The 12,622-nt window shown below is 64.7% G+C and carries 7 protein-coding genes; 3 read left to right on the top strand and 4 right to left on the bottom strand.

What is annotated here, in order from left to right; genetic code table 11:
- The first annotated feature begins 111 nt into the window (after positions 1–111).
- The 3 genes from LHJ54_RS01745 to LHJ54_RS01755 all read left to right on the top strand — a co-directional run bounded on the left by LHJ54_RS01745 (position 112) and on the right by LHJ54_RS01755 (position 6,591).
- Positions 112–2,754, top strand: a complete 2,643-nt coding sequence (locus LHJ54_RS01745) for a TonB-dependent siderophore receptor (protein WP_228242091.1) — start codon at positions 112–114, stop codon at positions 2,752–2,754.
- A 157-nt stretch (positions 2,755–2,911) separates the two neighbouring features.
- Positions 2,912–6,238, top strand: coding sequence for a PAS domain S-box protein (locus tag LHJ54_RS01750; RefSeq protein ID WP_228242093.1), 3,327 nt, complete (start codon positions 2,912–2,914; stop codon positions 6,236–6,238).
- Positions 6,235–6,591, top strand: coding sequence for a response regulator (locus LHJ54_RS01755; RefSeq protein WP_228242094.1), 357 nt, complete (start codon positions 6,235–6,237; stop codon positions 6,589–6,591). The genes LHJ54_RS01750 and LHJ54_RS01755 overlap by 4 nt, the downstream gene beginning before the upstream one ends.
- A gap of 5 nt (positions 6,592–6,596) precedes the next feature.
- Here the strand turns inward: LHJ54_RS01755 and LHJ54_RS01760 are convergent, their stop codons facing one another.
- From LHJ54_RS01760 to LHJ54_RS01775, 4 genes are all read right to left on the bottom strand, one after another.
- On the bottom strand, positions 6,597–8,180 hold the full coding sequence (locus LHJ54_RS01760) for an acyl-CoA synthetase (RefSeq protein WP_228242095.1): 1,584 nt from the start codon (positions 8,178–8,180) through the stop codon (positions 6,597–6,599).
- Positions 8,181–8,338: 158 nt separating this feature from the next.
- On the bottom strand, positions 8,339–9,019 hold the full coding sequence (locus tag LHJ54_RS01765; protein WP_228242096.1) for a M23 family metallopeptidase: 681 nt from the start codon (positions 9,017–9,019) through the stop codon (positions 8,339–8,341).
- 370 nt (positions 9,020–9,389) lie between these two features.
- Entirely contained in the window at positions 9,390–9,881 is a 492-nt protein-coding gene (locus LHJ54_RS01770) for a peroxiredoxin (protein WP_228242097.1), read from the bottom strand.
- Positions 9,878–12,532: a glutamine-synthetase adenylyltransferase gene (locus tag LHJ54_RS01775; protein ID WP_228242098.1), complete on the bottom strand. Its 2,655-nt coding sequence runs from the start codon at positions 12,530–12,532 to the stop codon at positions 9,878–9,880. Before LHJ54_RS01775 ends, LHJ54_RS01770 begins: the two co-directional genes overlap by 4 nt.
- Positions 12,533–12,622: the final 90 nt, after the last annotated feature.

The following is a 12,622-nucleotide window of genomic DNA, read 5'->3' on the forward strand; positions in this document are numbered from 1 at the left end:
GCAGGCGCAACATAGCGTGTCAGAAGACCGCAGCGGACGAACATAAGAGTTGCTCCGCGAAGACACCACGTGCCACATTGTTGCTGAACAACAGGCTGTGGGGATTTTCGGATGAGCTATCACGCGCTTCTTGCTGCCGGAGCAGCCACTCTGGCTCTTGCCATCACCCTGCCGCAGGCGGCCGCGGCGCAGGAAAGCGACCTGGTGCCGCCGGGCTCGCCCAGCGCCGCGGGCGAGGCCGCGCCGCAGGACCAGATCGTCGTGACCGGTACCCGGCGACAGGACCGTACCGTAGCCGACAGCCCGGTGCCGATCGACGTAATCGGCGGCGAAGCACTCGCCCAGTCAGGCTTCACCGACACCAACCGGCTCCTGCGCGATCTGGTGCCGTCCTTCAACTTCCCGCAACCCTCGATCACCGATGGCACCGATTCCGTCCGCCCCGCCAACCTGCGCGGACTTGGTCCGGATCAGACACTGGTGCTGGTGAATGGCAAGCGGCGGCACACCTCCGCGCTGCTGAACATCAACGGTTCTGTCGGGCGCGGTTCCGCCGCTGTCGACCTCAACACCATTCCCCCCATCGCCATCGAGCGGATCGAGGTACTGCGCGACGGTGCTGCGTCGCAGTATGGATCGGACGCCATCGCCGGCGTCATCAACGTGCAGCTTCGGCGGGCAGAGGGGGGCAAGGCTCAAGTGACCTATGGCCGGTACGAAACGACCTTGCGAGGAGTACCCGAAGTTGACGGCCTGGTGCTCGCCGGTGGACAGCCGGTGGTCAACACCGCCGCCGGCGGGACCGGAAACAACACGGCGTACCAGCTGAACGTCACGGGGGACCGGCAACGCAGCGATGGCGAGACCATTACCCTGGCAACCAACTTCGGGCTGCCCGTCGGGCCTGGCGGTTACCTGAACCTCACCGCGCAATTCCAGGATCGGGAGGACACCAACCGTTCCGGCCCCGACCCGCGGCGGCAATATCCGCTGATCGGCACCGCTGTGGACCCGCGCGAGGTGGGGTTTGACCGGTTCAACCATCGCTATGGCGATCCCGAAGTTTCGGACTTCAACTTCTTCGTCAATGCAGGCTACGAACTGACTCCGGCGGCAGAACTGTACCTGTTTGGCAGCTATGGCCTGCGCGACAGCGAAAGCGCCGGGTTCTATCGCCGCGCCAACGATGCCCGCAACCGCGATTTCTCCGCCTCCACCACCGCCTTCGTGCCGTTCTACCCTGACGGCTTCCTGCCGCTGATCGTCACGGAGATCCGCGACCGGGCCATCGCCGGAGGCATTCGCGGCGATGTGGCCGGATGGAACTACGACCTGTCCGCCGTGTATGGCGCCAACACGCTAAACTTCAATGTGGAGAACAGCTTCAACACGTCGTTCGGTCAGGCAAGCCAGCGCCGTTTCGACGCGGGCACGCTCAAGTTCGGGCAGACGACGGTCAATCTCGACATCCAGCGCACATTCGACCTCGGCATCGGCGACGGGCTGTCGATCGCCTTCGGGGCGGAATACCGGGACGAAAACTACAAGATCGAAGCGGGCGATCCGCAAAGCTATCTGTCAGGACCGTTCGCCGCCAACGGTGCCCCGGCCGGAGCGCAGGTGTTCCCGGGTTTCCGCCCGGCGAACGAGGTCGACGCCAGCCGCGACAGCAAGGCGGCCTATCTCGAACTGGAATCGGTGTTCTTCGACATGCTGACCGTCCAGCTTGCCGGCCGGTACGAGGATTTCAGCGATTTCGGCGACACCGCCAACGGCAAGGTTGCCTTGCGGCTGGCGCCGATCGAAGGGCTGGCGGTGCGTGGTTCGGCGTCGACCGGGTTCCGCGCGCCGTCGCTGCAGCAACAGTTCTACGCCACATCGTCGACCAACAACGTGAACGGCGTGCTGCTTGAAATCGGTACTTTTGCGGTATCGGATCCGGTTGCGGTCACACTCGGGTCGGCGCCGCTGGATGCGGAGAAGTCGACCAATTTGTCGGCCGGCGTGACTTTTTCCATGATCCCCGGCCTTAACATCACCGCCGACTACTACCGCATCGACATCGATGACCGCATTGTGATCACCGAAAACCTGCAAGGCCCGCTGGTGCGCGCCGCTCTTCAGGCCGCCGGATTTAATGATATCACCTCGGCCCGGTTCTTCATTAACGGTATCGACACCCGCACGGAAGGTTTCGAAGTGGTCGGCACTTACCGGCTGCCGGGATTTGGGCTCGGAGACTTCTCGCTCACCGCCAGCTACGCGCGGACCAACACCGACATCCGCAGCCGGGCGCAGTTCCTGGATGACGCGCAACGAAACCTCGGGCTGGATCTGTTCGGCCGGCAGGAATCCCTGCGCCTTACGGACGGGCAGCCGCGGGACAAGATCAACCTTGGGGTGGACTGGGATTACGGCATCTTCGGCATCACGGCCCGTGCCAACCGCTATGGCAGGGTTCTTGTCCCCGGAGCCGAGACGAACCGGCAAATCGCCGGCGGACAGGCCGCCACCGATCAGACGCTTGCCCCGCAGTGGGTAACCGACCTTGAGGTGCGCGCCCGGCCGTTCAACGCGCTGGAGATCGCCGTGGGCGCGAACAATCTGTTCGATACCTATCCTGATCCTGTTTTTGCCGGAATAATCGGGGGAACCAACTTCGGCCAGAATGGATTGTTTCTTCCCTACAGCAACTTCTCTCCCGCAGGCTTCAACGGCCGGTTCCTGTATGGCAGGGTCAGTGTGGAATTCTGAGGCTTGATGCTCCTGCGTGCAGTCGCCTGCATGCAGGAGGATCAAACCCGGGCTTCCAGGTGCTTACCCTTTACCCTTATTGCCTCAGAACCCGTAAGCTGCCATGGCCTGCGGCGGTAGAGCGCCGGGGGCACAGGGCAGAGGAACTGAAGCTTCGATGAGTTCGCGAACGGCGCAAGAGCTGGGGCAGCTGACTGTTTGGGCATCGTCCGACTGGCGTGAAGAAGACCGCCTCGTCGCGCTTGAACGGTATGGCATTCTGGGCAGTGCCCGCGAACAGGTGTTCGACGATATCGCTGCGCTTGCCGCTGACTTGTTCGATGCGCCGATCGGTGTCGTCAACTTCATCGCTTCCGACCGCCAATGGTTCAAGGCAGAGGTCGGCATCGGGGCGGACACTCTGCCGCTTGATGTTTCGATCTGCCGGCATGCAATTCTGCAGCCCGAAATCATGGTTGTGCCCGACCTGAAGGATGATCCGCGCTTCGCGAACAACCCGCTGGTCGATGCGGAAGACGGCCTGCGTTTCTATGCCGGCGCGCAGCTGAAAACTGCCGACGGCCTGCCGCTTGGCACGGTTTGCGTTCTCGACCGGGCGCCGCGGCCCGCCGGCATTACGGAACGCCAGAAGCGGTCCATGGCCATGCTGGCGCAGCAGGTCATGGGGCAGTTGGAACTGCGTCGCACCCAGGCTCTTGCCGAAGCGCAGCAGGCGCGCGCGGAAAAGCACAGCCGCCGGCTTACGCTGCTGGCGCGGGCATCGGCGGGGCTGCTGGCGGCCAGCGATGCGCGTAGCATGATGCGGCAGTTGCTGGAGACGCTGGCCGATGGCTTCGCGTTGAACGCCTGCTTTTATTTCGCACAGGATCGCAAGGGAGGGCGCCTGGCTGCGGCGGCCGGCCTGTCGCCAGCCGAAGAAGAGACGGCGGCAAGGCCGGACACCGTTCAAGGCATGTGCGGCGAAGTTGTCCGCACAAACAAAGCGGTGCACAGGACTGGCATCCAGGCATCCACCGATCCGCGCGATATCTTCCTCCGCCAGGCGGGTTTCGACACCTACAAGGCCGTGCCGCTCATGGCACAGGACCGGCTCATCGGCATCCTCGGCTTTGCGCGTCGCGGGAAACCGTTCTCACCGGGTGAGCGGGAAATGCTGCACATTCTCGGCGGGCACGTCGCCACCGCGCTGGAGCGCAACAGGGCGGACGCCGACCTCGCCAGGGCAGCTGAGTGGCTGCAGCTGCAGCTCGACCTGTCCGAACAATTGCGCGATCTGACCGATCCCAAGGCGATCAAGGCCGCCGCCACACGTGCGCTGGCGCTGCACATGGGGGTGGACCGGGTCGGCTATGCCGAGCTGGAGGCCGACGGCCTCCACTCCTTCATAGAGGAGGATTGGACGGCGCCGGACATGATGCCGCTCGCCGGGCGTCATCTGATCAGTGACTACGGTGACTTCTTCCTGCCCGAATGTCAGGCTGGACGAGCGGTCGTGATCGAAGATGTCGACACAGACCCCCGTTGCGCCGAACTGGCCGCACAGGGCGTCTATGCCGCTATCGGGCTGCGCTCGCAACTGGTGGTGCCGCTGGTCAAAGGGGGCCGGTTGGTGGTCCTCATGTTCCTGCATTGCTCCCGTCCGCGGCGCTGGTCAGAGGACGACATCGCGCAGGTTCGCGAAGTGGCGGAACGAAGCTGGGCCGCCGTCGAGCGCGCCCGGGTGCAGCTGTCGCTGACCCACAGCGAGGCACGCTTTCGCGCCCTGTTCGAACAATCGCCCGCGATGATCCAGGTGTTCGACACCCTGGGCAACACCCTGCAGGTCAACCCGGCTGTCGAAAAGGCGTTCGGCCTGCCGTCGGACGTCCTGATGCAATACAACGTATTGCGCGATCCGCAGGTTCGGGAAAAGGGCTATCGCACAGCGCTGGAGGAGGTCTTTTCCGGCAAGGTGCGGCGCGCCCCGCCTTCGCGGCACTCTGGCGCCCGCCTTGCGGGCCACGGCGCGGCCCCGGTGCTGGAAACGGTCGGCTTTCCGATCAAGGACGAGGCCGGCCAGGTCCGCGAGGTCGTGCTTCTCAGTCACGACGTCACCGACCGGATCGAAGCGGAGAATCGTCTGCGGGCAAGCGAGGCACGACTGCGCGCCGTGCTGCGGGCCGTGCCGGTGGGCCTGGTGTTTGCCGACGAGTTCGGCCGCATCACCGGCGGCAACAGCAGGGTCGAAGAAATCCTGCAGCATCCGGTGCTGCCCTCTTCCCGGCCGGAGGAATACGGCGAATGGATCGCGTACCATCCCGACGGCCGGAGAGTGGAAGGCCACGAGTACCCGCTGGCCAAGATCATCATGGAAGACGCCGAGAGATCGGAGATGGAGGCGCTTTACCAGCGGGGAGACGGACAGAAGGTCTGGCTGCGCTTCGTCGCGTCGGCCATCCGCGATGACGACGGCACGCTGCTTGGCGGGGTTGTTGCCACCCTTGATCTGGACAAGGAGCGGCGGGCGCTGGAAAGGCTCGGCGATACAAGCCGCCGGCTCGACGCGATCCTTGCCAATACCCGCATGGCGGTGTTCATGATGGATGAGCAGCAGCACTGCGTTTACGCCAACACGGCTGCGGAGGAGTTGACGGGTTATCCCTTTGGGGATCTGGTGGGTCGGCGCCTGCATGATGTCATTCACTGCAAGAAGCCGGACGGAAGCCACTATCCGGCTGCGGAATGCCCCATCGACCGCGCCTTTCCAGAGCGCGCACAGGTTTCGGGCGAGGAACTTTTCGTTGCCCCCGATGGATCGTTCTACCCAGTCTATTTTACTGCCAGCGCCGTGCTGAATGACAATGGAGAGCCGGTTGGCACCGTCATCGAGGCACGCAACATTGCCGAAGAGAAAGCGGCAGAGCGCCACCAGCAGCTCCTGATCGACGAATTGAATCACCGGGCCAAGAATTTGCTGGCAATTGTTCAGGGCATCGCCGGACAAACACTCAAGGGCGCGGAGCCGACCCTGCGCCGGGCTCTCGAAGGCAGGCTTTCCGCGCTCGCGGGAACGCACGATCTTCTCACCCGCACACGGTGGGAAAATGCGCCAATGCGCCGGGTAATCGACGACGCTTTGGCGCCGCACGCGTCGCGCGAGGGGGTCTTCCGGATTGCTGGCCCCGATCTTCCTCTTGATCCGAAAACTGCCGTCTCGCTCAGCCTGGCGATGCACGAACTGGCCACCAACGCGGTAAAGTACGGCGCGCTCAGCCTGCCGGACGGCCATGTGGAAGTGGTTTGGACAACGGGCGACGGCCGTCTGCGTCTTCGCTGGCAGGAGCATGGCGGGCCGCGTGTCGACCCGCCGGCTGCGCGCGGGTTCGGCAGCCGCATGCTGGAACGCGGCCTGGCCGCGGAACTTGGCGGCTCTGTACGAATCGATTACCACGCGACAGGTGTCGTCTGCACCGTTGATGCACCGCTGCCGGAGGTGGCGCGATGAGCGCGCTGCGGGGCAAACGGGTTCTGGTGGTCGAGGACGAGCCGATTGTCGCCATGCATCTGGAAGACATGCTGGAAGACCTTGGTTGCGAAGTCGCCGGGTCCTACGCCCGTCTCGAAGAAGCCACGGCTGCGGCGGCGGTGGGAGAATTCGACTTGGCCATCCTCGACGTCAATCTGGGCGGGGCGGAGTCCTTCCCGGTAGCAGAAGTGCTCAGCACGCGCGGCGTTCCCTTCGTTTTTGCCACCGGCTACGGAGGGCGGGAGACACCGTTCCCGCAAGCTCACACGGTCGCCAAGCCTTACCGGCAGGAAGACCTGGAACGCGCCCTCATCAGTTCGGTCGCCCGGTAAAGACCCTACTTTTGGCTGCTGAGGGTCCGAAACGCGCGCGGCGTTTCAATCGGTGACTGGGTTGCCCGCTGGGCATACTCATCGCGCAGTTTGCGCTTGTACAATTTTCCATTCGCCTCGCGCGGGAGTTCGGGGCGAAAGTCGATCTGCCGGGGCAACTTTATCCGGCTGAGATGAAGCGCCATAAAGCTCAGAAGATCCTGTGCCATCGCCTCGCCAGCGGCGGCGGGATCGGTCAACTGAACGACCGCTATCACCCGCTCCCCCATTTCGGCGTCGGGAGCACCGATCACCGCAACATCGGCAACGGCAGGATGCGTGACGAGAAGGTTTTCGATCTCCTGCGGGTAGATGTTGACCCCGCCGGAGATGATCATGTGCGACGCCCGGTCAGTGAGATAGAGAAAGCCGTCCTCGTCCAGATAGCCGATGTCGCCCAGCGTGGTCCAACCCCGGGGGTGAGTCACCTCCGCCGTCTTGGCAGGATCGTTGTGGTATTCGAACGGCTGCGGCGCATCCCAGTAAACCAGCCCCGTCTCGCCCCGTGGCAGTTCGGCACCGCTATCCGGATCGCAAATATGCAGGGCGCCGTAGATGGGGCGCCCGACCGTTCCGGGATGTTCCAGCCATTCCTCGCTGGTGGCGAGAGTTAGGCCATTCCCTTCCGATCCAGCGTAGTATTCAAAGATGATCGGCCCCCACCAGTCGATCATCGCCCGCTTCACGTCGGGCGGACAGGGCGCCGCGGCATGCACCGCCCGCTGGTGCGAGGACAGGTCGTATCTGCTGCGCACCTCCTCGGGTAGCTTCAGCATCCGCACGAAGTGGGTCGGCACCCACTGGCTCGAGTTGACGCGGTGGCGTTCGATCGCCTGCAAAGCGCCTTCGGGGTCGAACCGCTCCATCACGACAACCGTGCCGCCCAGCCGATGCACCGTCATGGCCCAACGCAGGGGCGCGGCATGGTAGAGCGGCCCCGGAGACAGGTATACGCAAGTGCCGTCAGCCGGGAAGCGGAACCCGCCCGCCACCAACATCACGAGCGGGTTGGCGGCCATAGGATCGGGGTCCGGAGGCGCGGCAGGCTTGATGCCCTTTGGCCGGCCGGTGGTTCCGGACGAGTAGAGCATGTCGTAGCCCGCCTGCTGGTCCGCAATCGGTTCGGCGGACTGCGCCGCCAGAACGGCCGCGGCGTCGTGTTCGCCACCGTCGTCGAAAACCAGCACCCGCAAATCCGGCAACGCCTCGCGCAACTGCATGAGAAGCGGCGCGAAACGGGCGGAGGAGACCAGCACCTTGGCACCGCTGTCTGTCAGAATGTAAGCCGTTTCCTCCGCCGTCAGATGGGTTGAGATCGGCACCAGCACGGTGCCCGAACGCTGCGATCCCCAGGCGAGTGGCAGATACTCCATCCGGTTTTCCAGCAGTATGCCGACCGTGTGACCTGGCTTGAGGTCGTTTGCCCGGAGCCACTGGGCGAACCGGTTGGCGACTTTGTCAAGTTCGGCATAGGTCATCGTGTCGCCCGAAGGCGCCATGATGATCGCCGGGTGGTCCGGGCGAGTGGCGGCGTGCTGGATTGGGTGCATCGTGATCTCCCGTGGGCTGCGACGTCTGGCGCGCCGCTGCTGTCAGTTGATCAATGTACCCGGCGAGCCGGTCCGCTCAACAAAAAACGGCCCCGCTGGACAGCGGAGCCGCATGAGGCAGCCAAGGCTTACGCGAATGACCCGCGCTGCCGTGCCCCTTACTGAGGCCCGCCCTTCGGTCCATTTTCATCGACCACCAGGGCAAACTGCCGCTGCGTGTCGGTTTCGGCCATGTAGGGAAGCGGGTTGACCGGTGCGCCGGCGATGCGGACTTCATAGTGAAGATGGGGGCCGGTGGAACGGCCGGTCGAACCGACGTAGCCGATAAGCTGACCCTTGGTGACGCGGACGCCATCCGGCACCGCAATCTGGGACAGGTGCGCATAGCGGGTCTGCATGTCACCGCCGTGCTCGATCTGAACGTAATTGCCATAGCTGCCGAAAAACTTGGCCATGCTGACCACGCCATCGGCTGTCGCATAGACCGGTGTGCCGGTCGGCGCTGCCAGGTCGATGCCGTGATGTTCGCGCCGCCCGCCAAGCACCGGGTGCGTGCGCATCCCGAACCTGCTGGTAAGCCGGGCATCGCCCAGCGGCATCCCCGACGGCACGGCGATCGCCGGAAGATGGCTTTGCGGCGACCGGGCGTTGCCGTTGCGGTCAAGCGCGCGCCACTGGGCGTAAAGCTGCCGGTATTGCGCGTCTCCATCACCGATTACGGTTGGGGAAGCGTCTTCGTTGAGCATCGGGGTTGTGGCGACCATCAGGGTGCCGGTGGCCTGGCTGGAAACCGGCGCGCTGTCTGCCGAAGCAGGAGCCGCAGCAAGCGAGCCGAACATCGCAAACAATGCGTAAAGCGCGCGCGTACGTCCGCTTCTGCGTGTGCTGGATACCATGCGAACCCGTCCCTTTTGTTCAAGGCGCCCCGCAGCGCCCAGATCCCGAAAAAATGCCGCCGGTAAGCGGCTGAAAACTTTTATCTACAAAGCGGGAACCAACTTCCTGCTCCGCTGTTTGAGGGGTTAAGCATGGGCCTGTGCAGTGTGGCAACAGCCAACCGTGTCAGTCGGGACGAACCGATACTGCCCCGCGCCGAATTGAAGCGGCGCCCGTTTCTGCAGATGTTCAGCCGGGCGTTTCCTAACAGCTTCTTAATTCGCCTACTTGTTTGTTCCCCGTTTGGCCCAGTCACAGCATGACTCGGCGGTTCTAAGCTTTTGAGTGAAGAGCCCGCGCGGCGGCGAGGACTTCGGCGGCATGCCCTTTCACCTTCACTTTTAACCACGTCCGCACAATTCGTCCCGCTCCATCGACAAGAAAGGTCGTGCGCGACATGCCCTTGTATGTTTTGCCATACATCGACTTATCAACCCAGATGCCGAGCGCGTCCGCCAGCCCGGGTTCCGCCAGATCGCTGGCAAGCGGCACAGCCAACCCATGCTTCGCAATGAATTTGCGGTGACGATCGGCAGGGTCCTTGCTGATGCCAAGCAAGGTCACACCGATCTCATCAAATTCCGGCCTGAGGTCGGAGAAATCCCTTGCCTCGCTGGTGCAACCGGGCGTGTCGTCCTTGGGGTAGAAGAACAATACCGCCGGCCTGCCGGCAAAATCATGGAGGGTGAGCACCCCGCCCTCCGGCGTCGCCAAGGAAAACTGCGGCAGCAGGTCGCCTTCGCCAATCGATCCTTCGTCGGTCATGTCACTTCCAGCTCCTCCTCAAAGACGCGCTGCCACTCGCTCGCCACGAGCGTGCGCACTGCGGTGATCTGCCCGAGCAGCGTGCGATAATCCTCCAGTCCGCAGCTGCGCGCCAGCACTTTGGCCGCTGCCGGGTGCGGCTCCTTAAGGTCAGGAGCCAGCAGCCGGGCCGCTATGAGCAACCGGTTCAGGAAAGCGTGCGCCAGCCGCACCTCGGGCGCGAGCAGTTCACGCTGCGACAGCTTGCGGAGCGCCCGGTCCAGAACCGGGTCGAACCAATTGCCCGCACGCAGCTGCAGATAGTGGGCCATGAACTCCAGGTCGACCAATCCACCGCGCAGCAGCTTGGCGTCGAGCGGCCCGGCAGGCGGCTTATGTGCCGCCATATCGGCCCGCATCGAGAGAATGTCGGCCCGCAGGGTGACGGGATCACGCTTTCGGCGCAGAACCTGCCCGATCACTTCGCGCACCGCTCCTCGGGCCGCCGGGCTGCCTGCCACCACGCGGGCACGGGTCAGCGCCATGTGCTCCCAGGTCCATGCCTCCTCAAGCTGATAGCGCGTGAAGCCGTCGAGACTGGTGGCAAGCGGCCCCTTGTATCCCTGAGGGCGCAGTCTTGTATCCACCTCGTACAGCGCGCCTTCCGCGGTGGGAACGGACAAGGCTGCGCTGACGCGCGGCGCGAGCCGGTTGAAATAAAGCGTCGCCCCCAGCGGGCGACCGCCATCCGACTCGGCATCAATGGTGCCGGTGAACAGGTAAACGAGGTCGAGATCGGATGCGTGGGTCAGCAATTCGCCGCCTAACCGGCCAAGCGCCAGCACGACCAGTTCGCCCCCCGCAATCCGTCCATGCGCCGCTGCGAACTGCTCTGTGGCTGCTTCATAGGCCACTTGCAGCCCGGCCTCGGCCAGCCGTGCCAGAGCGGCGCCTATGGCAAGGGGATCATTCGCTCCTTCAATAACCTGCACACCCAGCGCAAACCGCACCTCGCCAGTGACAATGCGGATGGCATCTAGTCGGGCTTCGTAGCTGTTACCGCGTGCCGCGCGCCGCATGCGCGCAGCCAGTTCCGCGGCAGTGCCGGGCAGGTCGAAGGCGCTGCGGTCGATCAGGGCGTCGAGCAGTTCCGGGCGGCGCCCCAGTCGGTCGGCCAGCGGTGGGGCAAGCGCAAGGATATCCGTGAGCAACTGAAACAGCGCTGGCCGTGCCTGTAGCAAGCGGAACGTGTTGATCGCGGTCGGCAGCCGCTCGAGGATGGCCGCCATGCGAGACGTCGCGGCCAGCGGGTCGGGCGCGGCCAGAAGAGCCGCGGTCAGTCGCGGCCGTACCGCATCGAACGCCTGCGCAGCGGCTTCCGATCGCAAGGCGCGGAACCGACCTCCGTTCCAGCCGGCCACGGCGCCCGCAATACCATGCGGATCGGCTGGCGCCGGCCTGGCATGCTCCTCCTGTCCCTCCGCCAGCAAGGCGTCGTAGCACTCGGCAACAGGCGCGCAGATGTCCCGCAGATGGGCCAGGAACGCCGCACCGTCCGACCAGCCGCCCAGACGCGCGACATTGTCCAGCGCCGGCCCTTCCGGCAGAGTGTGCGTCTGCCGGTCGTCCACCATCTGCAGCCGATGCTCCACCGTTCTCAGCGCCTCGTAGCTGGCTGACAGCCTCCGGGCCGTGTCAGTGGAAATGATCGTCGCTTCCGCCAGGCTGACAAGCGCGTCCAGGGTGTTTCCGACGCGCAGGGAAGGATTGCGCCCACCATGGATCATCTGGTGGGTCTGCACGAAGAACTCTATTTCCCGGATACCCCCCCGGCCAAGCTTAACATCATAGCCCGGTGCGGGCGTAACGGGACCGCTCTGCCGGTCGCGGATGCGCCGGGTCAGGCGACGCACCTCGTCGATGGTGCCAAAGTCAAGCGAGCGGCGCCAGACGAAGCTGTCGATGGCGCGGAGAAAATCCTCTCCGCGCCGCAAGTCCCCTGCGGCCGCACGCGCGCGGATGAAAGCGGCGCGCTCCCATGTCAGGGCGCTTCCTTCGTAGTGCGAGAGGGCGGCATCGAACGGCAGGGCCAGCGGCGTCACCTCGCTTTGCGGGCGGAGCCGCAGATCCACGCGGAACACGTAACCTTCCGCCGTATTGGCCGACAGCAACTGCACGATGTCGCGGGCATACCGCTGCGCCGCGTCGGCGGGAGCGTCCCGTTCGCGGCGCGGCAGCGTTACGGGGTCGTACAGCAGGATCGGGTCAATGTCGGAGGAATAATTCAGCTCCCGGCTGCCATGCTTGCCAAGCGCAAGTGCGGTGAACCCCTGCGCAGCGGCATTGGGTGCGCGTTTCGCAATGACCGCCGCGATGGCGCGATCCAGCGCCTGATCGGCGAAGGCACTCAGTTCCTCCATGACCCTGCCCAGCGGAAAAGCCGCCGCCAGGTCCGCGATACCCAGCGCCAGCGCCAATGCACTGCGCTCGCGCCGCAGGGCGATGGCGGTATCCGGGGCGCCGGCACCTGCGGCATGGGCCGCCCTCAGCGCCGCCTCGGCCTCTCCTGCCCGCAACAGCGCGGCAATTGCTGGGAACCGGGCAAGCTGCCGGGCGAGGAACGGCGCGTGCCGCTCGGCCCGCGCGATCGCATCCTGCCAATTCGCCGCCATGCTGGCGCACCTGCGCCGATCACCTTCTTCACGCAAGGGGTGTTCAGCTTGCTTTCACGGTGGCCGGCTGCAAAGAATGGCGCAACCTGT

It is taken from the genome of Porphyrobacter sp. GA68 (assembly GCF_022605525.1).
GTDB lineage: Bacteria > Pseudomonadota > Alphaproteobacteria > Sphingomonadales > Sphingomonadaceae > Qipengyuania_B.

Excerpts from the sequence above, each read along its gene's own strand:
- LHJ54_RS01760 (WP_228242095.1), bottom strand. The coding sequence starts at position 8,180 with ATGCACCCAATCCAGCACGCCGCCACTCGCCCGGACCACCCGGCGATC.
- LHJ54_RS01745 (WP_228242091.1), top strand. The coding sequence starts at position 112 with ATGAGCTATCACGCGCTTCTTGCTGCCGGAGCAGCCACTCTGGCTCTT.
- LHJ54_RS01770 (WP_228242097.1), bottom strand. The coding sequence starts at position 9,881 with ATGACCGACGAAGGATCGATTGGCGAAGGCGACCTGCTGCCGCAGTTT.
- LHJ54_RS01765 (WP_228242096.1), bottom strand. The coding sequence starts at position 9,019 with ATGTTCGGCTCGCTTGCTGCGGCTCCTGCTTCGGCAGACAGCGCGCCG.
- LHJ54_RS01755 (WP_228242094.1), top strand. The coding sequence starts at position 6,235 with ATGAGCGCGCTGCGGGGCAAACGGGTTCTGGTGGTCGAGGACGAGCCG.
- LHJ54_RS01775 (WP_228242098.1), bottom strand. The coding sequence starts at position 12,532 with ATGGCGGCGAATTGGCAGGATGCGATCGCGCGGGCCGAGCGGCACGCG.
- LHJ54_RS01750 (WP_228242093.1), top strand. The coding sequence starts at position 2,912 with ATGAGTTCGCGAACGGCGCAAGAGCTGGGGCAGCTGACTGTTTGGGCA.